Origin of the sequence: Mesorhizobium sp. CCNWLY176 (genome assembly GCF_037153935.1) — a bacterium.
Classification (GTDB): Bacteria; Pseudomonadota; Alphaproteobacteria; order Rhizobiales; family Rhizobiaceae; genus Mesorhizobium_M; species Mesorhizobium_M zhangyense.
The window spans coordinates 322,545-346,459 of sequence record NZ_JBBBDZ010000002.1 but is presented as its reverse complement, the minus strand read 5'-3'; the positions used below and the strand labels follow the sequence as shown (position 1 = coordinate 346,459).

Here is a 23,915-nt window from a genome sequence, read left to right as displayed (position 1 = left end):
ACAACGCTGAATGAAGATTTTCCCAGATGCCACCCGGCATCTGGGAACTCGCAGCCGTCAGGCCGCCTGCTGCATCGGCTTTGGCGGTTTGCGCATTGGAATCCGAACCGAAACGATGGTGCCGACACCCTCGTTGGACCGGATTTTCAACGCGCCGCCGTGAAGCTCGGCCAGCGAACGCGAAATGGCGAGACCAAGACCCGACCCCGTGTGGTTCTTGGAAAACTGGTTCTGAACCTGCTCGAATGGCCGCCCGAGCTTGCTCAGCGCGCCCTTTGGAATGCCACAGCCGGTGTCTTCGATGGTGATCATCAGCGCGCCCGAGGCATTGCGCGCGCGCACCGATATGTGCCCGCCTTGCCCGGTGAATTTCACCGCGTTCGACAGCAGGTTGATGACGATCTGCTTGATGGCGCGGCGATCGGCAAACAGGGTGAGCGAGTCTGCGATCTGCGTCTCCACCGTGATCGACTTCTGCGCCGCCTGCAGCGAGATGACCCGCACCGTTTCGCTGATGAGCGGGCAGAGATTGATCTCCTCGCTGTCGATTGAGAACTGTCCCGCCTCGATCTTCGACATGTCGAGGATGTCGTTGATGACGCCGAGCAGATATTTGCCGCTGCTGAGGATGTCCTTGGCGTATTCCTCGTAGCGGTCCGAGCCGAGCGGCCCGAAAAGCCCGGATTCCATCAACTCCGAGAAACCGATTATCGCGTTCAATGGCGTGCGCAATTCGTGCGACATGTTCGCCAGGAATTCGGACTTTGCGCGATTGGCCGCCTCGGCGCGCTCGGTTTCCTTCATGTATTTCTTGTTGAGCTCGACCATTTCGCGGCCGCGCTCCTGTTCGGCGCGTCGCGCGACGCTGAGATCGTGGATGGTCGCCATCAAGCGCCGTTCGCTGTCGACAAGCTTGTCCTGATGCTGCTTGATCGGCGTGATGTCGGAGCCGACGGACACGATGCCGCCGTCGCGGGTCCTGAGTTCGTTGACCTGAAGCCAGCGTCCGTCGTTCAACTGCCGCTCATAAGTCGCGCCGCCACGATTGCCGTTGGGAGAGGGCAGGCGGCGCTCGGAGGCAAATGCAGCCATTCGCTGTTCAAGCACATGGCGCGAAACACCCGGAACGACGTCACGATCGGACAGGCCGTTGTCCTGCTGGTATTTGCTGTTGCACATGATGAGACGCTGCTGGGCATCCCACAGCACGAAGGATTCGTTGATGTTTTCGATGGCCGTACGCAGGCGCATGTCGGCGGCTTCCGACCGCAGCGCCAGATGACGCTGCTCGGTCACGTCCACGGCAATGCCGATGAGCTGGATTTCCGGCGCGTCCGGATCGATGACCTGAGCGCGGGCCCGCATCCAGACCCAGCGCCCATCGGCGTGGCGCATGCGAAAGACCTGGTCGATATGGTCGATCTCGCGCGAAACGATCTGGTTGGCGAGCTGGAAAAGGTCGCCGTCTTCATGGTGGATGATGTCGTCGACCTCGCCGAAGGACAGCATCGTGTCGCAGGGCTCGTAGCCGAGCATGTCGTACATCGAGCGCGACCAGTACATCTTGCCGCGCACCATGTCCCAGTCCCACAGGCCGCAGCGGCCGCGCACCAGCGCAAGGTCTATCCGCTGATGAGCCTCGAGGTAGATGCGGTCCGCTTCCTGCGCCCGCGTCGCTTGGCTGAAATAGGCGTAGAGAATGATGATCAGCACACCGGCCGTGAGCACGAACAGCGTGACATTGAGTGACACCGTCTTGCGCCACTCAGCAAACACGGCGTCCTGCGGAATCAATGCGGCAGCGGCTGCCTTGCGGTCGTTTGTCAGGCTGAGAGCGGCATACCAGTCCTCGCCGTTGACGCGAACCTCGATGACGCCGGCACGCTCGCCGAACATGAACAGGGGCTGTCCGCCCGAGACGATCCCGTCCAGCGCCCGGCCCTGCCAGCGCGTGGATTCCGGCGACACGGCAACGACGTTGAATTTTCCGTCCATGATTGCCAGCACATGCCGGCTGCTCATGGCGCCCTGCTGCATGGTGCGCTCGAGCAGGTCCTGGCTTTCCTGCGCGAAGGAGCCACCCATGCCGGTGATGGTGACCGAATTGGCGAGCTCCGCAGCGCCCAGTCCGAGTATGGCCTTGGCGTTGCGCTCCACGTCGTCATGCCACGCCATCAACGACAGGAAGCGGGCAGCGGCCACGACAAGCAGGAAGATGACGATGAGGACGGGAATGGAGCGGCGCAACAGCGGCTCGGCGGCAAGCAGACGCCGGTAAGCCGGCTCTGCTATAATCCTCGCACTCCCTGCCAGGCTGCCGCTTTTGTTTTTGACAAAAGCGCTGCCTCCGGGCGCGCGCCACGCGTCCGTCTTCGCCATAAAAAGGCTCCCCGAAATCTTTCCCCTAAAACGATCCGGCTACACCGTACATCCGAATCATCCATAAGGAATCAGAGGTGATTCGCCTTGTCCAGAGGTCGGGTGTGAAAAGATCGTAAATAGCCTCTCACAAGCGCTATTTAGGCCAATGTCCGCTCGACGATGTCGCGCAGATCAGCGGATAGATTCTCCGCCGCGCTGATTGCCAGAAGAGCCTCTCGCGCCTTGGCCTGTCTTCCGGGTTCCAGCGAGCGCCATGACCGCAGGGCGGTCGCCAATCTGGCTGCGACCTGTGGGTTGCGCTTCTCTACCGCCAGAACAGTTTCCACGAAGAACTTGTAGCCTGTCCCGTCGGCACGGTGGAAGCCAGTCTGGTTGGCGCTGGCGAAGGTGCCGATCAGCGAGCGCACGCGATTGGGATTGGCCATCGAGAAGGCCGGGTGAGCCGTCAGCCTTCGCACCAGATCGACGGCATCCTGGCCGGGCGTTGCCGCTTGGATCTGGAACCATTTGTCCATGACGAGCGCGTCGCTGCGGTATTTTTCTTCGAAAGCAGCCAGCGCGTTCACGGCTTCCGCCGACTTCGCATGGCGATGCGCCAGCACCATCAGCGCCGCCGCACGATCCGTCATGTTGGTAGCGGCAGCAAAGTGACTGGCCGCAAGTGTCTCTCCCTTCGGCAGGATCGAGAGATAGTCGAGAAGCACGTTGCGCAACGCCCGGCGCCCGGCGCTGGCTGCATCAGGGCTGAATGAACCTGAAGCGCCAAGTTTTTCGTATAGCGCCTTGAAATGACTCTGGTTCGTCTCGGCGATCGCGCCGACAAGCGCCTCGCGGGCGGCGTGGATTGCGTCGGGGTCGATGTTCGCGCCGATGTCGCGGGCAATGTCGGCTTCACCCGGCAGGCTGATCGCCAGTGCTCGAAATGCGTGCTCAAGCGTTTCATCGCCGGCAATAATGCCGGCCAGTTCGACAAGCTCGTTTGCGAATGCGGGCTTCTTGCCACCGAGCACATTGCGGGTTGCAGCGATCAGGGCGTCCGTCAGGAGCGTGTTGAAAGCCTGCCAGCGCGAGAAGGCATCGCCATCGTGCCGTGCCAGAAACATCAGGTCTTCCGGCTTCTGCTCGATGGACAGGGTGATCGGCGCGGAAAAACCGCGGTTGAGCGAGATGGCCGGCCGCTCGGCAACGCCCGAGAACGTCACGACATGACGTCGTTTGCGCAGATGGATCACGCCATCCTCGACGCTTGCGCCATCGACCGCGGTATAAGCGATGTCCTTGCCATCCTTCCCCACCAACCCGAAAGCCAGCGGAATATGCATCAGCCGCTTGCGGCTTTCCGAAGGTGTCGGCGGCACCGACTGCTCGATCTCCAGCGTAAACTCGGCCGCTGCCGCATTATGCGACGCAGCGACCGTCACATTCGGCGTACCCGCCTGATGATACCAGAGCGCGAATTGCGAAAGGTCGCGGCCGGAAGCATCCTCGAAAACCTGCAGGAAATCCTCGATCGTGGCGGCGTCGCCGTCATGGCGCTCGAAATAGAGGTCCATGCCTTTGCGAAACATACCCGCGCCGAGGATGGTGCGTATCATCCGCACCACTTCCGAACCCTTCTCGTAGACGGTCGCCGTGTAGAAATTGTTGATCTCGCGGTAACGGCGCGGCCGCACTGGATGTGCTAACGGGCCTTGGTCCTCCGGGAACTGGTGCGCTCTAAGCGTACGCACTTCCGCAATGCGCTTGACCGCGCGCGAACGCTGGTCCGCCGAGAACTCGTGGTCGCGGAAGACGGTCAGGCCTTCCTTGAGGCAAAGCTGGAACCAGTCGCGGCAAGTGATTCTGTTTCCTGTCCAATTGTGGAAATACTCATGCGCGATGATCGCCTCGATATTGGCGAAATCGGCGTCTGTCGCCGTCTCCTCGTCAGCAAGGACATATTTGTCGTTGAAGACGTTCAGGCCCTTGTTTTCCATCGCCCCCATATTGAAGTCGGACACGGCGACGATGTTGAAGACATCGAGATCGTATTCCCGCCCGAACACCTCCTCGTCCCAGCGAATCGAGCGCTTCAGCGAGTCCATGGCGTAGGACGCCAGCCTTTCCTTGCCATGCTCGACATAGATGCCGAGCGCGACTTCACGGCCGGATGCAGTGACAAGGCTGTCGCTGACGAGACCAAGATCGCCAGCGACCAGAGCAAAGAGATAGGACGGCTTGGGAAAGGGGTCGTGCCACACGGCAAAGTGCCAGCCATCGCCAAGATCGCCCCGCTTGCCGGGATTGCCGTTCGCCAGAAGCAGCGGCGCTTCGTCCCGTCTGGCTTCGATGCGCACGGTGTAGACCGACAGAATGTCGGGGCGGTCGAGGAAATAGGTGATGCGCCGAAAGCCTTCCGCCTCGCACTGCGTGCAGTAGACGCCGTTCGAGCGATAGAGGCCCATCAACGCCTGGTTCTGAGATGGTGCTATCTCGGTTTCGATGAGAAGCCGGAACCGCTTGGCCGCCGGCGGATTTGCAATCACAAGACTTTCCGGCGTGGCCTGATAGGACGACGGCGCAAGCACCTTCCCGTCGAGCTCGACGCGCTTGAGAACAAGCCCGTCGCCATCGAGAACAAGCGGCAGCGTGTCGGAAATGCCCTCGCGGCGTTCGATCGTCAGCTCCGAAATCACCCGTGTGCTGTCCGGCGACAGTCGGAAGGTAAGGTCGGTCAGCGGAATGTGATAATCACTCGGGCGGTAATCCTCGAGGCGGAAGACCTGGCCGGTATCTGTGCGCATTTCGTTGACTTTCCTGTCAAAATTCCGGTGTTCTGGCGGACTGGGCGGCGAAATCTGGCCCAAAAAAATGAAGGCTGTGCTCTTTACACGAAAGGTTCCCTCGACAAAACTACGAGGGAGCCTATTTCAGGCCGACATTCTCCACCGAACATTGCGGGGCAATCATGACCATCGTCACTCCGAAATTCGGGATGGGCGCATCTGTCTTGCGCGTCGAGGACCGGGCTTTCATCACCGGGGCCGGTCGCTACACCGACGACATCGCGCCGGAGGGCCTGCTGCATGGATACGTGCTGCGGTCGCCCACGGCCAAGGCGACGTTCACGATAGCGTCGGTGGAAGCTGCCAAAGCTGCACCGGGCGTGTATCTCGTGCTCACCGGCGCAGACCTCGCCCATCTCGGCGATCTCAAATCCGGCGTCATGCAGCCGCAGCCGGATGGCACGCGCGCGCCGACCCGCGATATCCCGATCCTCTGCCGCGACCGGGTGAATTATGTCGGCGATGCCGTGGCCTTCGTCGTGGCCGACAGCCGGGCGCTGGCGCAGGACGCGGCCGAACTGATCGAGATCGACTATGACGGCGAGGACGCTGCCGGCGCGACAGCGACCGCGCTCGATCCTGAAACGCCGCTGGTCTGGCCGGAACTCGGCTCCAACCGGGCGTTCAGCTATCACATGGGTGACAAGGCCAAGAGCGATGCGGCTTTCGCCAAGGCCACAAAATTCACGCGCATCGACTTCGTCAACAATCGCCTCGTCTGCAATTACATGGAGCCTCGCTCTGCTATCGGTGAGTGGAAGTCCGACGAAAACCGCTTCGTGCTGACCACGGGCTCGCAGGGCGTGCATTCGATGCAGTACATCCTTGCGAACCTCTTCGGCATCGAAAAGAGCCAGTTGCGCGTGGTCACGCCGGACGTCGGCGGCGGCTTTGGTCCGAAGAGTTTCGTCTACCGCGAGCACGCGCTGGTGCTGGAAGCGGCAAAGCGGCTTGGCCGCCCGGTCAAATGGGCCGGCGACCGCACCGAGCATTTCCTCACTGACGCGCAAGGCCGCGACAATGTCGTAACCGCCGAAATGGCGATGGACAAGGATGGCCGCTTTCTCGGCATGCGCGTCAATCTGCTGGCCAATATCGGCGCTTACATTTCGCAATACGGCCCGTTCATTCCCTATGTCGGCATCACCATGTCGACCGGCGTCTACGATATCCAGGCGCTCGATGTTTCCGTGACCGGCCTCTACACCAACACCTGCCCGGTGGACGCCTATCGCGGTGCCGGCCGGCCGGAAGCCGCGTTCCTTCTGGAGAAGCTGGTTTCCGTTTGCGCAAACGAGATCGGCATTTCGGCCGCCGAAATCCGCAGGCGCAACTTCATCCGTCCCGAACAGATGCCATACCGCACGGCCACCGGCCGGCTTTACGATACCGGCGAGTTCGAAGGCCATATGAATGCCGCGATCGAGCGGGCCGGGTGGAAGACTTTCCCCAAACGCCTCGATCAGTCGAAGGCGAACGGAAAAATCCGCGGTGTCGGCATGGCGACCTATATCGAGGCTTGCGCCTTTCCGGGCTCGGAACCGGCTTTCGTCGAACTGAACGGCGATGGCACGGTGACGCTGAAGATCGGCACCCAGACCAACGGGCAGGGCCATGCGACGGCATACGCCCAGTTCATCTCCGAAAAGCTCAACCTCGACATCGACAAGATCCATGTTCGGCAGGGCGATACCGACGAGTTGAAAGCGGGTGGCGGCACGGGCGGCTCGCGCTCCATTCCGCTCGGCGGCGTATCGGCCGCACGTGCGGGTGAGGATCTGGCCGAAAAGATCAAGCGCATCGCGGCGGACGAACTGGAAGCCTCCGCCGGAGACATCAAGCTCGCCGACGGCTTCGCCCGCATCGTCGGCACCGACCGCACGATCGATTTCTCCGCCGTCGCCAAGGCGGCGAAGAAACCTGACGATCTCAAGGGTTTTGGCGAGTTCCTTCAGGATGAGTGCACCTATCCCAACGGCACCCATATCTGCGAGGTCGAGATCGATCCCGATACGGGCGCCACGGAAATCGTCGGCTACACCATCGTTGACGATTTCGGCGTCACCGTGAACCCCATCCTGCTTGCCGGCCAGGTCCATGGCGGCGTGGTCCAGGGCATCGGCCAGGCGCTGACGGAAAACACCGTCTATGGCGAGGACGGCCAGTTGCTGACCGCGAGCTTCATGGACTATGCCGTGCCCCGCGCCGACGACGTGCCATCCTTCCATTTTGAAACCCGCAACGTGCCCTCGACCACAAATGCACTCGGCATCAAAGGGGCGGGCGAGGCCGGCACCATTGGTTCGACGCCGGCTGCGCTCAATGCCGTTGCAGATGCTCTTTACCGGGCTTATGGCATCGGTCATATCGAGATGCCGGCAACGCCTGCGCGTATCTGGGCAACAATTCAGGAAGCATCGGCTACAAAGTGAATTCATCTGGGGGGAGGCGGGCCAGCAGCCCGCTGACCGGCATTGCCTTCAAGGTTTCGTCGGTCGCTGTCTTTGTGGCCATGTCGTCGCTGATCAAGGCGGCAGGGCCGTTGCCGAGCGGGCAGATCGTCTTTTTTCGCTCGTTCTTCGCCATGTTGCTGATCCTCGTTTTTCTGGGGTTTCGCGGCGAGTTGCGCACTGCCTTTCACACCGCGCGCCCTTTCAACCATATGGCGCGGGGCATGGTCGGCGTTACGTCCATGGCGCTGGGCTTCTTTGCTCTCACCCGCCTGCCGCTGCCGGAAGCGATCACGTTGAACTATGCGCAGCCATTGCTAGTTGTCGTGTTCAGCGCGATCTTCCTCCGCGAGACCATACGTGTTTTCCGATGGAGCGCGGTCGTCGTCGGCCTGGTCGGCGTGCTCATCATTTCCTGGCCCACGCTCACGCTTTTCAGCGGCGGTGGAGCCATGGGCAATGAAGAGGCGCTTGGCGTGATCGCGGCCCTTGCCGCCGCTGCAGTCTCGGCGGTGGCCTTGATCCTGGTGCGCAGCCTTGTCCACACCGAAAGAACCGGCACAATCGTGCTTTGGTTTTCGCTGACGGCCACGGTCATATCGCTTGTGACTTATCCTTTCGGCTGGGCGTCGCTGACCGGTACGCAGGCCGCGCTCCTGATCGGGTCAGGTCTTTGCGGTGGTCTCGCGCAGTTGCTCATGACCGAAGGCTATCGCCACGCCGAAGTCTCCACGGTCGCTCCGTTCGAATACACCTCGATGATCCTTGGCATCGCTGTCGGCTATTTCGCTTTCGGAGATGTTCCAACGATCCATATGCTGATCGGCGGCCTGATCGTCGTCGGTGCCGGCATTTTCATCATCTGGCGCGAACAGCGGCTCGGATTGGAGCGCAAGGCGGCAAGCAAGGCTTCACCGCCGCCGGCCTGATCGATTCAGGAAGGCTTTGGCGCGGCACCGCGCTCCGCCGCCAGCCTCTGGAGGAGGGCGCCTGTCTCCTCGTCCGCAGGGAAGAAGGATTCGATCGCCAGTTCCGACAGCGTCACATCGAGTGGTGTGCCGAACACGGTGATCGTGCCGATGAACGACAGTATGTCCCTGCCCATCCGCAGCCGCAGCGGAAGAGCAATTGCTGCAATGTCGGGGTGGGTCGGCCGCGAATTCGGCGGGCCGCTTGGATAGGTCCGCAGTTCGCGCTCCAGTTCGGCCAGCGTCGCGTCGCCGGAAGCATCGACCTGATGCTTGAGGCGCTCGATCAGATGCGTGCTCCATTCATGCAGATTGACGATGCGCGGCGCGAGCCCCTTTGGATGAAGGCTTAGCCGCAGCACATTGACCGGCGGCGTCAGCAAAGTCTGATCCGCAATATCTGCCAGAAGCGGCGCGATGGCGGCATTGCTCGCGACCAGATTCCAGTTTCGGTCGACCGCTATAGAGGGGAAGGGCTCATGCCCTTTCAGCACCAGTTCCACTGCCGCCATTGCCGGAGCCAAGGATGTGTCACCGAGCGCCCTTTCGCTGAAACTCGGCGCAAAGCCTGCGGCCAGCAGCAATTGGTTGCGCTGGCGCAGCGGGATATCGAGTTGCTCCGCCAGATGCAGCACCATCTCGCGCGAAGGTTTGGCCCGGCCGCTCTCCACAAAGCTCAGATGGCGTTGCGAAATATCCGCCTCTGCGGCGAGGTCGAGTTGGCTCATGCGGCGGCGGGTGCGCCATTCGCGAATGAGGGAGCCGGCGGTGGAAGGTTGTTGCGTTGTCATGGCGTCACCTTAGGCGAGGCGCGTTGGCAATTCTATTACCTCCAGCGTAATCGCCGGGCGGCTTTCCGGCGGGCATGGTTCGGTCAGCTCAGGGCGATGGACGTCCGAAGCACCAACGCTTTCAAAGCTGGAGAAGAACCATGACCATCACTGTTTCGCCCTTCCTTCGCAATGCCCTGCTGCTCGATGCGGTCGCCAGTGGCGCGACGGCCATTCTGGCGATGGGCGGGGCTTCTTTTCTCTCGCCGTGGCTCGGCCTGCCTGCCGACCTTCTTTTCTGGTCGGGTGCGGTGCTCGTGCCGTTCGTTGCGTTTCTGGTCGTGGCGGCCCGGCGCGAGACGCTGGCGCGGATGACCTTGATCGACATCATCGGCATCAACGTGCTCTGGGTCGTAGCCAGCTTTGGTCTGCTTGTTTCCGGTCTGGTCTCGCCCACGGCACTCGGTATAGCCTTCGTCAGCGCCCAGGCGGTTGCCGTGGCTCTGTTCGCCGAATTGCAGTTCATCGGAATGCGCCGCGCCAGTATGAAGGCAGCCTAGCTGCGGAACCTCGTCGTCAGTTCGGCAGCACTTCAATCTGGAGTGCTGCCCCTTTCCGTGAAAGCTGCTCTACCAGCCGCTCTAGTTCCTCTTTTTCAAAGGGAGAAAGCCAAAGCTTACCGTCGCTGATAGGTTCATATACGAATGGCGATGCCAAATGTCCGCCATTGAAGCTAATGACTACTTTCTTGCCAATATTGCTACCGGTGAATTCCGCTAAGGCTTTTCCGTCCTGAAGTTCAATTTCCAAGACGTTCCAGCCGGCGCCGCTGTCGAATGCAGACGTGGCTCTCATAATCGTAAATATCGTACTTCCGCTTCTCGCGAAGCCAGCCGTGCGCAAATTGACGGCAACGGCAAGACTTGCCGTCACCAAAGACCGCCTCGAAAGTACCGCTCCTAAGCTCATTTGAAATGCGCCGTCGCTGCAAGCCTGGCTTTCACTTCGAGAAAGTCCCGCCACGCAAGTTTCTTGTGGGCGGGATTTCTCAGGAGATAGGCCGGGTGCAGCGTCGGCATGGCGGGAATGACCGTCCCGGCTTTCGTCGTGTGCGAACGCCAGTTGCCGCGCAGCCGCAAAACGCCCTCGGTGGTGTTGAGCAGCGTCTTTGCGGACGGGCCACCCAACGTCACCAGCAGTTTCGGATTGGCCAGTTCGATCTGCCGTTCAATGAACGGGCGGCAGATTTCGGTTTCATGCGGCGTCGGCGTGCGATTGCCGGGCGGCCGCCAGGGAATGACATTGGCGATATAGACGTTTGTCCGGTCGAGGCCGATTGCGGCCAGTATGCGGTCGAGCAACTGGCCCGAACGCCCGACAAAGGGCAGGCCCTCGATGTCCTCGTCGCGTCCCGGCGCCTCGCCGACGAGCATTACCGCGCCGTCCGGGTTGCCATCGGCAAACACCATGCTCTTGGCGGTGAATTTCAGATTGCAGCCATCGAATGCAGCCATGTGCTGGCGCAATTCGTCGAGCGTGGCTGCATTGCCGGCGAGTTCACGGGCAAGTGCCGCCTGCGCCTCGTCAGGCACGGCGGCGGTCGCTGCCGGCCGGGGGGCCGGGCTTGCCTGCTGGTCGCGAAACGGTGCGCGTGGAGCAGCCGAGGGAGCGGGCTCGGAATCGGCAGCCTGTCGTGCGGCGGCTTGTGCCGGTGGCTGCGCGGCTTGCGCCGCCCGAGCGCCCTCCGCGAGGCGGTCAACGGGTTCTTCCGTCAGCGCGTCGTAAGCGCCTGCCTCCGCATAAAAGGCGAAAAGCTCGGCAAGTCCCGGCGGATCCTGTCTGGCGATGGAAGTCATGTCCTACATTCTTCCGTGGCGGCTGCGAAAGCAAGTCAGGTCGAGGGAATGCGCGGGTCCTGTACCAGATAAAATTGCCGCTTCGGCGTATAGTCGCTGATGAGGAAGCCGAATGAAGCAGATTGGCGCGGGTCCACCTTGCCGTTCCGGTAAAGCAGCCGGTCATAAGGCTCGAAGTCCCGGCTGAAGTCTGCAAAGCTGTCCGAATAGATGTTCTTGGAATCGGTGCGTCTCTGATCGAAGGAGAGCCCGTCGCCGAACAGGCTCGCCTGACCGAGTATCTCCTGAAGTTCGAACTCGACCTCGATCCAGGCCTGCTCGCTGCCGTTCCAGATGATCAGTTTCAGATGCATGAAGCCGTTGGCATACTTGCCGGAGAAGTCGAACGGGCGGATCGGCTTGGTGGTGCGGATGACCATCGTCACCGGACTTGCCGAGACCAGTTCCTCTTCGATGACGATCGGGTCTTCCCGGGTTCCCGTTCCGCCTATCGCCCGTATCTTGAACCCGCCGAGTTCGTCGGAGAAGGAGTAGGCGCCGGCAAGCCAGCGCTTGGCTTCCGGTTTTTCCTCCTGCGCATTGGCCCCGATCGCGCCGACACACAACAGAAGCAGGGCAGGAGCGAGAATGCACAGCAAATCACGGCAAGCCGCGCTCAGGAACCACGATACGGACCGGAAAATCTCAGCCTTCCGCATCCGGTCAGTATGACCGAGAACTGCGCCGACGAAAATCCATGAAAGCAGCGATGTTCAGTGCTTTGTTGCAAAGCATCTCGACGCAATAATTGACGTTTACGTTAACGTCATATAATTTGACTGCGGCAATCGCGACGCTTGGCAAAATCCGCAATGTGAATATGACAGTTGCGCGGTTTCGCGTTGCTATCGGATGCGCTAAGGGAACGCTGAAGCCAGCAAGAATTGCCTGATGGGCAAAAGCCAGTGCGGAGGTTTGGATGAGCGAGATCGAACGCGAAAGCATGGAATTCGATGTGGTCATCGTCGGCGCAGGGCCGGCTGGCCTTGCCGCTGCGATACGGCTGAAACAGATCAATCCAGAGCTTTCCGTCGTCGTTCTCGAAAAGGGCGGTGAGGTCGGCGCGCATATCCTCTCGGGCGCTGTCGTCGATCTGATCGGCATCGACCGCTTGCTGCCCGGCTGGCGCGAGGAAGAGGGCCATCCCTTCAAGACCGCAGTGACCGACGACCATTTCCTGGTGCTTGGACCTGCCGGGTCGGTCCGCCTGCCGAATTTCCTGATGCCGCCGCTGATGAACAATCACGGCAACTACATCGTCTCGCTCGGCAATGTCTGCCGCTGGCTGGCCGGTCATGCCGAAGCGCTGGGGGTCGAGATCTATCCGGGCTTTGCCGCTGCCAGCCTGACCTACAACGATGCCGGCGCGGTGACCGGCGTCATCACCGGCGACATGGGCGTCGAGCGCGATGGCTCGCATGGGCCCGCTTTTGCGCCCGGCATGGCGCTGCTCGGCAAATATGTGCTGCTGGGCGAGGGTGCTCGGGGATCGCTGTCCAAGCAGGTCATCGCCAAATACAAGCTCGACGAAGGCCGTGAACCTGGCAAATACGGCATCGGCCTCAAGGAATTGTGGCAGGTCAAGCCGGAGCACCATAAGCCCGGCCTGGTGCAGCACTCCTTCGGCTGGCCGCTCGACATGAAGACGGGCGGCGGTTCGTTCCTTTATCATCTGGAAGACAATCAGGTCGCCGTCGGCTTCGTCGTCCACCTGAATTACAAGAACCCCTATCTGTCACCCTTCGAGGAATTCCAGCGCTTCAAGACGCATCCGGCGATCCGTGGCGTCTTCGAGGGCGCCAAGCGCATTTCCTATGGTGCGCGTGCGATCACCGAAGGCGGCTGGCAGTCGGTGCCGAAGCTTTCCTTCCCGGGCGGCGCGCTGATCGGCTGCGCCGCAGGTTTCGTCAACGTGCCGCGCATCAAGGGTTCGCACAACGCCGTGCTTTCGGGCATGCAGGCCGCCGAACATGCGGCTGCCGCCATTGCCGAGGGCCGCACCAATGACGAACTAGTCGGTTATGAAAACGAGTGGCGCGCCTCCGACATCGGCAAGGATCTCAAGCGCGTTCGCAACGTCAAGCCGCTGTGGTCGAAGTTCGGCACCATCATCGGCGTCGGCATCGGCGGTCTCGACATGTGGCTGAACACGCTGTTCGGCGTCTCGCCTTTCGGCACGCTAAAGCATGGCAAGGCCGACTATGCCACCCTCGAGCCCGCTGCCAAGCACAAGAAGATTGCCTATCCCAAGCCGGACGGCGTCCTGACCTTCGACCGTCTGTCTTCCGTGTTCCTGTCCAGCACCAACCATGAGGAAGACCAGCCGGTCCATCTTCAGGTCAAGGACATGGCCTTGCAGGAGCGCTCGGAGCATGACGTCTTCGCCGGTCCGTCGACGCGCTACTGCCCGGCCGGCGTCTACGAATGGGTCGACAAGGATGGCAACGCTGCCGCCGACCCGGCGGAGAAGGATGTGCGCTTCGTCATCAACGCGCAGAACTGCGTCCACTGCAAGACCTGCGATATCAAGGACCCGAACCAGAACATCAACTGGGTGCCGCCGCAGGGCGGAGAGGGTCCGGTTTATACCAGCATGTGACGGTCATATTTCGGTGACTGTGGGAAACCGCCGTAAATGACGGCGGTGCGAACGGCGCAACATGAATTGTGCCGTTATGGTTCACAAATTGTTGAAATCGCCTTGGCGATGTGCTTGGCTTGGCTCCTTGCTGGAGCAAAGCCATGCGTTGTGTTGGAGTAGCAGTGCTTGCCGCCCTTTTCGGCCTCACCAATGCCGCCTCGGCGGGGTCGAACGTAGTCGTCATGAAGGAAAACTACACGATCACCGGCAAGACCGGGGAAGAATTGCTTGCAGCCATGAAGCGAACCGGCCCCAAGAAGGGCTACATGGTGCATGCCATGGCGCAGACGCGCTACTCGCTTCGCTGGAACACCAGGTGGGACAAATCAGGCGGCGGATGCCGCGTGACGAACCCAGGCGCGACGCTTTACATCACGTATCGCTATCCCTGGGTGAAGGGCGGGATGTCGCCCGACCTGCAGAAACGCTGGGCCAAATTCATGGACAGCGTGCGCATGCATGAAGAAACGCACGGCCGCATAGCGCGTGAAATGGTCGATGCCGCGGAAAAAGCGGTGGCTGGTATCGCCAACGACAACGATCCCGATTGTTCGAAGTCGAACCTGGAGCGGCTGCGCCGTGTCCGCGGTGTCGAGTCAGCGTATGAAGGCAAGCAACGGCAGTTCGACGCCAAAGAACACCACTATGGCGGCAACGTCGATGGCATGCTCGCATTGCTGACTGCCAAGCAGAAATAAGGTTCGGGACCTCAGCCGTTCGGCAGGTCGGTTTTTCCGGCGGAGACGGTCGCGGTAACGGTCTCCTGCTCTTTTTCAGTCGGCTTAAGCGAGAACTCTACCAGAACGGGCAGGTGGTCCGAGCCTGCCTCCGCCAGCGTATGGGCGGAGTTCACGATCACGTCGCCCTTGTGAAAAACCTGATCAATTGGCAGTCCGGCAAAGCGGAGAAACTCCGGCAGCCGCCATGACTGCCATGTCGGCCCCACTGACGGTACCATGGTGAGATCGCCGAGTTTTCCGACGCGTGCGGTCGCGGCACTCCACGGCGTCGCGTTGAAATCACCGGCCAGCAACGCGGTGCCGCCAAGCAGCGACAACGGCTGGGCCACTGCAGAAATCTGCCGCGACTGTTCGAACGGCCACGGCCAGCCAAGATGAAGTGCCGCTACCTCCACAGTCTTGCCGCTGAAATTGACCGGGGCGACCGCGAACGAGCCGCGTTCGTAGCAATTCGCCTCGGCTCCGTCGGCCATCGGCCGGCTCGACAGGATCGCAACGCCGAAGACGCGGTTGGGGTAGGGGCAGATGATGCTGTAGGGATATGCTGACGACAGCAGCGCCAGTTTCTCCTTCCACATGTCGGAAACTTCTTCCAGCGTCACCACGTCCGGCCGGAGGCGTCCGATCAGCGACAGCACCTTGTTCGGCTCGGCATTGTTGTAGCGAAGATTGAGCTGCAGCAATTTATAGGTCGGTTGCTCGTCGCTCTTGGGCTGGAAGCCGCCGGCGTGCACCGTGCCGAGACCGAGGGAACTCGATGTCGTCGCGAAAGCTGCAACCGCCAGCAGCAATGCTGTCGCACCTTCCTTCCGATACTTGCTCGCAAGCAAGGGAAGCGCGGCAATCGCCATCAGCACCGCAAGATGGACGCGGAAATGAGCGAAGGAATCGAAAACCGGATGCAGCCTCCCGAAGAAGCCGGCAATCAGGGGAAGCGAAAGCGCGAGGACGGCTATGAACGCCCCCGTGGTCAGCTTGTTTCGTATGTCGTTTGTGCTCATTCCCGTCCTTATCGACAAGAATGCGGCTCATTCAAGATATGCAATCGGGCGAGGCCCTTCGCCCGGGTGGATTATCGCAATTTTTCTTTAGGTGGCGTGGCCGAGACCTTCCGGCCTCGATTTCCTACTGAAATGCTGTCTCCGAAAAACTGCGAAGCTTGCGCGAATGCAGGCGATCCATCGGCATCTCGGCCAGCTTCTCCATTGCCCGGATGCCGATGGTGAGATGCTGTGCCACTTGCCGCTTGTAGAATTCGCTGGCCATGCCGGGAAGTTTCAGCTCGCCATGCAGCGGCTTGTCGGAAACACAGAGCAGCGTTCCGTAGGGCACGCGGAACCGGAAGCCGTTCGCCGCGATCGTGGCCGATTCCATGTCCAGCGCGATCGCCCGTGACTGCGACAGCCGCTGAACCGGCCCGCGCTGGTCACGCAGTTCCCAGTTGCGGTTGTCGATGGTCGCGACCGTGCCGGTGCGCATGATGCGCTTGAGTTCATAGCCGGAAAGCCCAGTCACCTCGGCGACCGCTTCCTGCAACGCCACCTGGATTTCGGCCAACGGCGGGATGGGAACCCAGACCGGAAGATCGTCGTCGAGAACGTGGTCCTCGCGCACATAGGCATGCGCCAGCACATAGTCGCCCAGCGCCTGCGTGTTGCGCAGGCCGGCGCAGTGGCCGAGCATCAGCCAGGCATGCGGCCTCAGCACCGCGACATGGTCGGTGATCGTCTTGGCGTTGGAGGGTCCGACGCCGATATTGACCATGGTGATGCCGGCATGGCCGGCCTTCTTCAGGTGATATGCCGGCATTTGCGGCATGCGCGGGGGCGTCGCGCCCTCGGATGGCCTGTTTTCCCCGGCTTTGGTGATGACATGGCCGGGCTCCACGAATTCTTCGTAGCCGCCGCCACCGCTAGCCATCAGGTCCCGCGCGTAGACGCAGAACTCGTCGATGTAAAACTGGTAGTTGGTGAACAGCACGAAATTCTGGAAATGGTTCGGCGCCGTCGCCGTGTAGTGCGACAGGCGGTGCAGCGAGTAGTCGATGCGCTGAGCGGTGAAAGGCGCAAGCGGGCGCGTGTCGCCCGGCAAGGACTCGAAGGTGCCGTTGGCGATATGGTCGTCGGTACCGTCGAGGTCCGGCACATCGAACAGGTCGCGGATCGGGCGTTTGATGCGGTCCGCAATCGATCCATCGACATGGGTGCCCTCGAGGAATGCAAAATGCAACGGGATCGGCGTTCCCGATTCCGATACGGTGATCACCACGCCGTGGTTTCGCATGATCATGCCAAGCTGCTCGAGGAGATAGCTTTCGAACAGATCGGGGCGGGTGATGGTCGTCGCATAATGGCCCGGCAAGGGCATATGTCCGTAGGCCTGGCGGGAATCGACCTGCGTGTAGGAAGCCGTCGTTACCCCGACTTCGGGGTAGAAGGCGCGATATCGCCTGTTTAGATCACCGCCATTTGCAAGGGCGGTGAAGGAGTCCCGCAAAAATGCGGTGTTTCGACTGTAAAGGAATTGGAGCGCCGCAACGGCCTCGTTGGCATCGTTAAAGCTATGCAGCCCGTAAGGTTCCGGGCTGGCAATCAATTCAATGGGTTCTGGGTAGATTCTCTTTTCCATGACCCAATATAGAGAGTTCTTCCAACCTTGGGAGGGGGACGACTGGGTCAGCCTGCACTTTTTTATTGGTCAGCCGCGCTGCAGGCTCAGGAGCAGGACGAACCCCGCGCCGACCTTCTTGTGTGCCGGGGCTTCGATCGTCGTGCCGGTCGAGCCGCGGGCTGCAGGAACGGCCAGCACCGGAGCTGCCAGCATGGCCAGGATGAGCGCCGCCCGCGGCAGGAGCCGAAGGGTATTCATCGAGGTGGCGGCGATCTTGTTCATGGACGTGGCGCTTTTCTGGTGCGGTGGTCTGGTTACGGACGGAAGCTTGTGATGCAGGTCGGATCGTTCGAGCAGAGCCTGGTCATTCCCTGTTCCCAGGACCGGGTCGATCGGTTTGCCTGCGCAACCAGGATGGAAAAGGTCATTCCGAACAGGGTCATCAGCAGGCAGACTATGGTGAACCGGCGAGCAAGCATTGGGTGTCTCCTTCAATGACGCGGAGAATGCCCGAGCGCGGCTGAACGACCTCTGAGACGGGCGTTCATCTTCGGTTCAATTTTATTAATCGACGTGTTCGGTTTGTTGGCTTGTGTTTCGCCGCTGTCTGCCTATGTGCTGAAAGCATTCCCGAAACGGAGAACCCTCTCATGACGACGCAGACCAAGCCGATCGAACTCCACTATTGGCCGACACCAAATGGCTGGAAGATCACGATCATGCTTGAGGAACTCAGCGTTCCCTACACGGTCAAATATGTGAACATCGGCAAGGGCGAGCAGTTCGAGCCGTCATTCCTGAAAATCGCACCCAACAACCGCATGCCGGCCATCGTCGATCCCGAGGGACCCGGCGGCGAGCCGATCTCCGTCTTCGAGTCTGGCGCGATCCTGCAATATCTCGGCCGGAAATTCGGCAAGTTCTACCCCGCCGACGAGCGCCTGCGCGTCGAGGTCGATCAGTGGCTGTTCTGGCAGATGGGTGGTCTCGGGCCGATGGCAGGCCAGGCGCATCATTTCCGGCAATATGCACCGGAGAAGATCCAGTACGGCATCGACCGCTACACGAATGAGGTCAACCGGCTCTACGGCGTGATGAACAAGCGCCTTGCTGACCGCGAATTCCTCGCCGGCGATTACTCGATCGCGGACATGGCCAGCATCGGCTGGGTGAGGCCCTATAAGAACCAGGGCCAGGAGATCGAGGATTTCCCGAATCTGAAGCGCTGGTTTGATGTCATTCTGGCGCGGCCCGCCGTCCAGAAGGCGATAACTGTCGGTGAAGATCATCGGCGCAATCTCGCCGACGACAAGGAAGCTCAGAAAGTGCTGTTTGGGCAGAAAGCCCGCGCCTGATATTTTTGTCGCATCGATGCCGGGACGTTCCCGGCATCGATCGCAACATTCTGGAAAAGCCTAGAGTTTCGACCAGACCTGCGTCTTGCAGAAAATCTTGAGCGCGCAGCCGGTCATGTTGAGCTTCGCGCCCGAAAGCGTTCCTGACCCGGAATAGGTCTTGTCGTCTGCCGGGTCGGTGATCGAGCCGGAATATTGATTGCTGCCGCTGGCGCTCATCTTGCCGATCGACTTGCCGGCATATTTGCCTGTCTTCAACGTGATGCAGAAGCCGCCGCCGCAGCTGGCGATCGCCGCCGTGTCGCCGCTCTTTGTCTTCCAGTTGCCTTCGATCGGATCGGCATAGGCCGCACCAGCCATCAAAAGCGTCGCCGCAATTGCCATGCTCATCTTACGAAACATAGATGTCCTCCCTTTTTGAGCGTCTATCGGTCCGGCCTGCTCTCTCCCGCCATTCCGCCGCTTACGCAAACGTAAGCTAATCCAGTCGCCGGAAAAACAAAAGCGGTGTCCTTGCGGAAGGAAAGCAGGTTTTTTGCGGTGGCAAAACGGCCCGCAACTGCCTGATTTTCATCTTCCGCTCTGATGCGACCGGTTTTCGTGGTTACGGAAGGGTTTCGTTCCACCACTCGCATTTTCTTCAAATTTTCTGAGAAAGCCCGGAATTCCCGCATCGCTATCCTTAACAAATTCAGGCGTTTACCTCTTGTTTGAACTTTGTTTGCGCCAAATTAAGCACGTGATTTAACGACGGATTCAAGGCTCAGGTTCATTCTACGAAGCATCGGAAGAGCAGCCCAGGACGACAAAAGAGGCGGGCTTCCAGCAACGGACAGGGACCTTCGAAATGGCACGTTTTGAAATGCTTGAAGCCGGGTTCGGCACGATGGGAACAACCGCCCAGGCCGATATCCTTTTTGAACTGGGCATGATGTATGCGACTGGCCGCGACTGTGAAGTCGACACCATCGCCGCCCACAAATGGTTCAACATCGCCGCGATCAAGGGCTCGGCCCGCGCCGCGGAACTGCGCTCCGAACTTTCGGCTTCGATGTCGAAGCTCGAAATCGCCAGGGCCCTTCGCGAAGCTCGCGAATGGATGACCATGCACTGATAAGTGCAGGCCAGGATATGAATTCAAGGGCTCAAGCCGCGCAGACGGCTGGGTCTCAATAGAAAGAACGCGGCAGCTTGGAGGCGGGCCAGCCGCGCATGTCGAAAACGGGCGACTACAGCGTTTTGTGGTAAAACAGGGACCGCAATGCGAACCAGCAAAAGCCGTGACCGGTGGAAACACACTGGCGCGGCTTTTTCATTTTTCCACGATCTTCTCCGCTGGCCTTGCCGGATCGCCGATCTGGCGAGTGGCCTTTGCCATTCGCCTGAGATATCAGATTGCCTTTCGGCGTCGAGGGCGACGCCGTGGAGGAAACGAAAATGATCAAGAAAACACTTCTGGGCGCGGTCTTTGCCGGCCTCATGATGTCGGCGTCGGCTTACGCTGACGACATCACCTTTGCTGTCGTCGGACCGATGACCGGCCAGCTTGCCAATATCGGCGATCAGTTCCGGCAGGGCGCCGAGGCTGCCGCCAAGGCGATCAACGAAAAGGGCGGCGTGATGGGCCGCCAGATCAAGATCTCGGTCGAGGACGACGTCTGCGATCCGAAGCAGGCCGTGTCGGTGGCAAACCGCATTGTCGCCAACGGCATCATGTTCATCGATGGCCACGCCTGCTCCGGCTCCAGCATCCCGGCTTCGGCCGTCTATGCCGAAAGCGGCGCGCTGATGATGAGCCCGGCTTCGTCCAACCCTGTGCTGACCGACGATGCGGCAGCGAAGGGCTGGCCGACGATCATGCGCCTCTACACACGCGACGACGCGCAGGGCGCCTTCATCGGCCCGTGGATCGCTAAGAAATATGCCGGCAAGAACGTCGTCATCCTGCACGACAAGAGCGCCTACGGTCAGGGCGTGGCGGATGCCGTCAAGGCAACCATGAACGAAGGCGGCCTCAAGGAGGTCATGTATGAAGGCATCAACGCTGGCGAGAAGGATTATTCCGCGCTGGTGACCAAGATGAAGGAAATGAAGGCCGACGTGGTCTATTTCGGCGGCTACCACCCCGAAGCCGGCCTGATGCTGCGCCAGTCGGCCGAGCAGGGCTTCAAGTTCCAGCTGATCATGCCGGACTCGATCGCCTCGCCGGAATTCTGGCAGATTGCAGGCCCGGCCGGTGAAGGTACCATGTTCGTCTTCCCGTCCGACCCGCAGGCCAAGCCTGAAGCCAAGGAAGCCGTCGAGAAGATCAAGGCCGGCGGCTTCGTGCCGGAAGGCTTCACCCTGTTCTCCTACGCCACCATCCAGGCCTTCGCGCAGGGCATCGAGCGTGCCGGCAGCGACGATCCGATGAAGGTTGCCGAGGCGCTGAAGAACGGCCAGCCGATCCAGACCGTTGTTGGCGACGTCACCTTCGACGAAAAGGGCGATCTCAAGAACGCCAGCTACGACATCAACCAGTGGCACGACGGCAAGTACGCGCCGATCGCGCAATAAATACCTATCGGACAGATGCAATGAAAATGGCCGGGGTTGTCCCGGCCATTTTTGTTTGAAGGACGCACAAAGGCTGAGACAGCTCTAAGCTCCTGCCTCTTCCTGAAACCGCACCAACACCGTCCCATCGGTCACCTGCGAGCCTTCCTCCGCGATCTCTGCGATGATGCCGTCATGCGGTGCGGCGATGGTGTGCTCCATCTTCATCGCCTCCAGGATGAGCAGCGGCTGGCCTTTGATCACGGCATCATCCTTCCTCGCCCGAACCACCTTGACCAGACCAGGCATCGGCGCGCGCATGGAACCGCTGCTGCCGGCATCCGCTGCATGCGCGAAGGGGTCGGGAACGACGAAGGTGAAGGCGTGGCCAGCTTCGAAGACGGTGATGTGGCCGGGCCAGCGGGTGAAGGCGCGGCCTTTCTCCCCCCTTGAGGGGGAGATGTCGCCGAAGGCGACAGAGGGGGTTACATCAGAAGGCACCGCCCCAACGTCGAGCACTGCCGCAGCGACCCCACCCCGATCCGCTTCGCGGATCGACCCTCCCCTCAAGGGGGAGGGATGCGCCGGTGCGTCCAACTCCACCGCCACTCGCCCGTCCCGCTTCACCAAAACGCTCGCCGCAAACTCCTCCTCGCCAAACCGAAGCGTCGTCCGCCGCGCCAGCGGATGGAAATGCGAATACCCCGCAAGCGCTGACCAAGGATCGTCGGTCGGCTGCTGCTCGCCCATGCCGGATGCGGCAAGTGCCGCCAGCGCAATCGTGCAACCGTCCGGCACGGCCATCACCGTCAATGCCGCCTGCTTGCGCTCGATCAGGCCGGTGTCGACATCGCCGCTGGCAAAATCCGTATCCGCCGCCAGAGCCGCAAGAAACGCGACATTGGTGACCGAGCCGGCGATTTCCGTGGCCTTCAGCGTCTCGCCCAGCGCATTCAACGCGGCGGCGCGATCCGCTGCATGAACCACCAGCTTGGCGATCATCGGATCGTAGAACGGTGAGATAGCGTCGCCCTCGCGCACGCCGGTCTCTACGCGCATTTCCGCACCCGCAGGCGGCGCCATGGGAAAGCCGAGACGGTGCAGCGTGCCGATGGCCGGCAGAAAGCCTTTTGCCGGGTCTTCGGCATAGATGCGCGCCTCGAAGGCGTGGCCGTCGAGCTTGATCTCGGGTTGCGTCTTCGGCAGCTTTTCGCCGGCCGCGGCCCGCAACTGCCATTCGACCAGATCGACGCCGGTGATCATCTCCGTCACCGGGTGCTCGACCTGCAGGCGCGTGTTCATTTCCATGAACCAGAAGCGGTCGGGCTTAAGACCTTGCGAGGCATCGACGATGAACTCGATCGTGCCGGCACCCGAATAGCTGATGGCTTTCGCCGCCTTCACTGCCGCGTCGGTCATCGCCTTGCGCATCTCGGCGGTCATGCCGGGTGCGGGCGCTTCCTCGATGACCTTCTGGTGACGGCGCTGGGCCGAACAATCGCGCTCGAACAGATGCACCGCGTGGCCGTGATTGTCGCCGAACACCTGCACTTCGATATGGCGCGGCTTGTCGACATATTTTTCCACCAGCACCCGGTCGTCGCCGAAGGCTGCCTTGGCTTCACGCCGTGCACCCGATAGCGCCTCGGCAAAATCCTCCGGACGCTCGACCTTGCGCATGCCCTTGCCGCCGCCGCCGGCGCGCGCCTTGATCAAGACGGGATAGCCGATCTCGCGCGCCTTGGAGGCGAGAATGACGATTTCCTGCGCTTCGCCGTGATAGCCGGGGACGACCGGCACACCGGCCTTTTCCATCAGCCGCTTGGCTGCGTCCTTCAGGCCCATCGCGCGGATCGACGCTGCCGATGGGCCGATGAAGACGAGGCCGGCCGCCGTCACCTGATCGACGAAAGCCGGGTTCTCCGAAAGAAAACCATAACCGGGGTGGATGGCCTCGGCGCCCGTCGCCATGGCGGCGGCGATGATCTTTTCGCCGCGCAGATAGCTTTCACCGACGGGCGAGGGGCCGATATGCACCGCCTCGTCCGCTTGCGAGACGTGAAGCGATCTGGCATCGGCGTCGGAATAGACCGCGACGGTGGCAATACCCATGCGCCGCGCCGTGCGGATGACCCGGCACGCGATCTCGCCGCGGTTGGCAATCAGGATTTTGGTGAACATGGCGATCCCTCGGAGCCGGCGTCTATGAACGGGGGGTTCCGCCGGCAAGAAAGTCCGTCTTGCCGAGTGGAACGCCCTTGTGCCGCAGAATGGCGTAGGCCGTCGTTACGTGGAAATAGAAGTTGGGCAGCGCAAAGCTCAGAATGTAGCTCGTGCCGGTGAAATCCAGTGTCCGTGTTCCGGCCTTGAAGCTCACCGCGGCGGCCTCGCGGCCATCCATGCTGTCGGGTGCGACAGCGCCGAGATAGTCGATCGTGGCCGCGATGCGGGCCTGAAGATCGGCGAGGGAAACTTCGTTGTCCGCCATCGGGCGCGGCTCAATCTGGCCTACGCGCACTGCCACGAAACGGGCCGTATCCGAGGCGCGCTGTATCTGGCCGGTTAGCGGCAGCATGTCGGGAAAGAGCCGGGCGGTGGTCAGCTCTTCTTCCGCGATTCCCTGCTCGGCAGCATAAGCTTCGCCTTTCCGCAGATTGTGCGACAGGTTTTTGAGCGCCGTGATGAAGACGGGTATCGAAATGTCGTAGAGAGAAAGGGACATGGTATCTCGCGGTTCTGTTGAT

General features: G+C 61.0%; 20 protein-coding genes. 8 read left to right on the top strand and 12 right to left on the bottom strand.

Annotated features, from left to right (window positions below; genetic code table 11):
- Positions 1–57: 57 nt before the first annotated feature.
- Both WBQ96_RS04555 and pepN read right to left on the bottom strand, forming a co-directional pair.
- On the bottom strand, positions 58–2,379 hold the full coding sequence (locus tag WBQ96_RS04555; RefSeq protein WP_336547788.1) for a PAS domain-containing sensor histidine kinase: 2,322 nt from the start codon (positions 2,377–2,379) through the stop codon (positions 58–60).
- A 140-nt stretch (positions 2,380–2,519) separates the two neighbouring features.
- Positions 2,520–5,165, bottom strand: coding sequence for an aminopeptidase N (gene pepN / locus WBQ96_RS04550; RefSeq protein ID WP_336547786.1), 2,646 nt, complete (start codon positions 5,163–5,165; stop codon positions 2,520–2,522).
- 164 nt (positions 5,166–5,329) lie between these two features.
- On the opposite strand from pepN, the gene WBQ96_RS04545 reads away from it, so the two are divergent.
- Complete coding sequence (locus tag WBQ96_RS04545; RefSeq protein WP_336547785.1) at positions 5,330–7,639, top strand: xanthine dehydrogenase family protein molybdopterin-binding subunit; 2,310 nt, start codon at positions 5,330–5,332, stop codon at positions 7,637–7,639.
- Positions 7,636–8,586: a DMT family transporter gene (locus tag WBQ96_RS04540; protein ID WP_336547783.1), complete on the top strand. Its 951-nt coding sequence runs from the start codon at positions 7,636–7,638 to the stop codon at positions 8,584–8,586. Before WBQ96_RS04545 ends, WBQ96_RS04540 begins: the two co-directional genes overlap by 4 nt.
- 5 nt (positions 8,587–8,591) lie before the next feature.
- Here WBQ96_RS04540 and WBQ96_RS04535 read toward each other — a convergent pair whose 3' ends face one another.
- Positions 8,592–9,416, bottom strand: a complete 825-nt coding sequence (locus tag WBQ96_RS04535; protein WP_336547781.1) for a helix-turn-helix domain-containing protein — start codon at positions 9,414–9,416, stop codon at positions 8,592–8,594.
- A 140-nt stretch (positions 9,417–9,556) separates the two neighbouring features.
- Between WBQ96_RS04535 and WBQ96_RS04530 the strand changes: the two genes are divergently transcribed.
- Positions 9,557–9,955: a hypothetical protein gene (locus WBQ96_RS04530; RefSeq protein ID WP_336547779.1), complete on the top strand. Its 399-nt coding sequence runs from the start codon at positions 9,557–9,559 to the stop codon at positions 9,953–9,955.
- A 16-nt stretch (positions 9,956–9,971) separates the two neighbouring features.
- Here the strand turns inward: WBQ96_RS04530 and WBQ96_RS04525 are convergent, their stop codons facing one another.
- From WBQ96_RS04525 to WBQ96_RS04515, 3 genes are read right to left on the bottom strand one after another with little or no spacing between them, the layout of a single operon-like run.
- Positions 9,972–10,328 carry a hypothetical protein gene (locus tag WBQ96_RS04525; RefSeq protein WP_336547777.1) on the bottom strand — a complete coding sequence of 119 codons (357 nt, stop codon included), beginning with the start codon at positions 10,326–10,328 and terminating at the stop codon, positions 9,972–9,974.
- Positions 10,329–10,360: 32 nt separating this feature from the next.
- Complete coding sequence (locus WBQ96_RS04520) at positions 10,361–11,251, bottom strand: uracil-DNA glycosylase (protein WP_336547775.1); 891 nt, start codon at positions 11,249–11,251, stop codon at positions 10,361–10,363.
- A 35-nt stretch (positions 11,252–11,286) separates the two neighbouring features.
- Positions 11,287–11,880: a hypothetical protein gene (locus WBQ96_RS04515; RefSeq protein ID WP_442920798.1), complete on the bottom strand. Its 594-nt coding sequence runs from the start codon at positions 11,878–11,880 to the stop codon at positions 11,287–11,289.
- A gap of 329 nt (positions 11,881–12,209) precedes the next feature.
- Between WBQ96_RS04515 and WBQ96_RS04510 the strand changes: the two genes are divergently transcribed.
- Positions 12,210–13,889, top strand: a complete 1,680-nt coding sequence (locus WBQ96_RS04510; RefSeq protein WP_336547771.1) for an electron transfer flavoprotein-ubiquinone oxidoreductase — start codon at positions 12,210–12,212, stop codon at positions 13,887–13,889.
- A 143-nt stretch (positions 13,890–14,032) separates the two neighbouring features.
- On the top strand, positions 14,033–14,629 hold the full coding sequence (locus tag WBQ96_RS04505; RefSeq protein ID WP_336547769.1) for a DUF922 domain-containing protein: 597 nt from the start codon (positions 14,033–14,035) through the stop codon (positions 14,627–14,629).
- Between the two features lie 11 nt (positions 14,630–14,640).
- On the opposite strand, the gene WBQ96_RS04500 is transcribed toward WBQ96_RS04505, so the two are convergent.
- The 3 genes from WBQ96_RS04500 to WBQ96_RS04490 form a co-directional block, all read right to left on the bottom strand.
- A complete protein-coding gene (locus WBQ96_RS04500; protein ID WP_336547767.1) occupies positions 14,641–15,672 on the bottom strand; it encodes an endonuclease/exonuclease/phosphatase family protein in 1,032 nt (343 codons plus the stop codon).
- A gap of 124 nt (positions 15,673–15,796) precedes the next feature.
- Entirely contained in the window at positions 15,797–17,299 is a 1,503-nt protein-coding gene (locus WBQ96_RS04495; RefSeq protein WP_165115396.1) for an AMP nucleosidase, read from the bottom strand.
- A 69-nt stretch (positions 17,300–17,368) separates the two neighbouring features.
- Positions 17,369–17,563, bottom strand: a complete 195-nt coding sequence (locus WBQ96_RS04490) for a hypothetical protein (protein ID WP_165115397.1) — start codon at positions 17,561–17,563, stop codon at positions 17,369–17,371.
- Between the two features lie 368 nt (positions 17,564–17,931).
- Between WBQ96_RS04490 and WBQ96_RS04485 the strand changes: the two genes are divergently transcribed.
- Positions 17,932–18,636, top strand: coding sequence for a glutathione S-transferase family protein (locus WBQ96_RS04485; protein WP_336547763.1), 705 nt, complete (start codon positions 17,932–17,934; stop codon positions 18,634–18,636).
- 60 nt (positions 18,637–18,696) lie between these two features.
- Here WBQ96_RS04485 and WBQ96_RS04480 read toward each other — a convergent pair whose 3' ends face one another.
- Complete coding sequence (locus tag WBQ96_RS04480; protein WP_165115398.1) at positions 18,697–19,038, bottom strand: DUF2147 domain-containing protein; 342 nt, start codon at positions 19,036–19,038, stop codon at positions 18,697–18,699.
- 445 nt (positions 19,039–19,483) lie between these two features.
- Here WBQ96_RS04480 and WBQ96_RS04475 point away from each other — a divergent pair, with 445 nt between their 5' ends.
- Positions 19,484–19,750, top strand: coding sequence for a sel1 repeat family protein (locus WBQ96_RS04475; RefSeq protein WP_091913932.1), 267 nt, complete (start codon positions 19,484–19,486; stop codon positions 19,748–19,750).
- A gap of 323 nt (positions 19,751–20,073) precedes the next feature.
- Positions 20,074–21,192 carry an ABC transporter substrate-binding protein gene (locus WBQ96_RS04470; protein ID WP_336547761.1) on the top strand — a complete coding sequence of 373 codons (1,119 nt, stop codon included), beginning with the start codon at positions 20,074–20,076 and terminating at the stop codon, positions 21,190–21,192.
- Between the two features lie 84 nt (positions 21,193–21,276).
- On the opposite strand, the gene WBQ96_RS04465 is transcribed toward WBQ96_RS04470, so the two are convergent.
- Both WBQ96_RS04465 and WBQ96_RS04460 read right to left on the bottom strand, forming a co-directional pair.
- Complete coding sequence (locus WBQ96_RS04465) at positions 21,277–23,352, bottom strand: acetyl/propionyl/methylcrotonyl-CoA carboxylase subunit alpha (RefSeq protein ID WP_336547759.1); 2,076 nt, start codon at positions 23,350–23,352, stop codon at positions 21,277–21,279.
- Between the two features lie 22 nt (positions 23,353–23,374).
- The gene (locus WBQ96_RS04460) at positions 23,375–23,893 is read right to left on the bottom strand and encodes a DUF1993 domain-containing protein (protein ID WP_165115402.1); all 519 of its coding nucleotides are present in this window, start codon (positions 23,891–23,893) and stop codon (positions 23,375–23,377) included.
- Between the last annotated feature and the right edge of the window lie 22 nt (positions 23,894–23,915).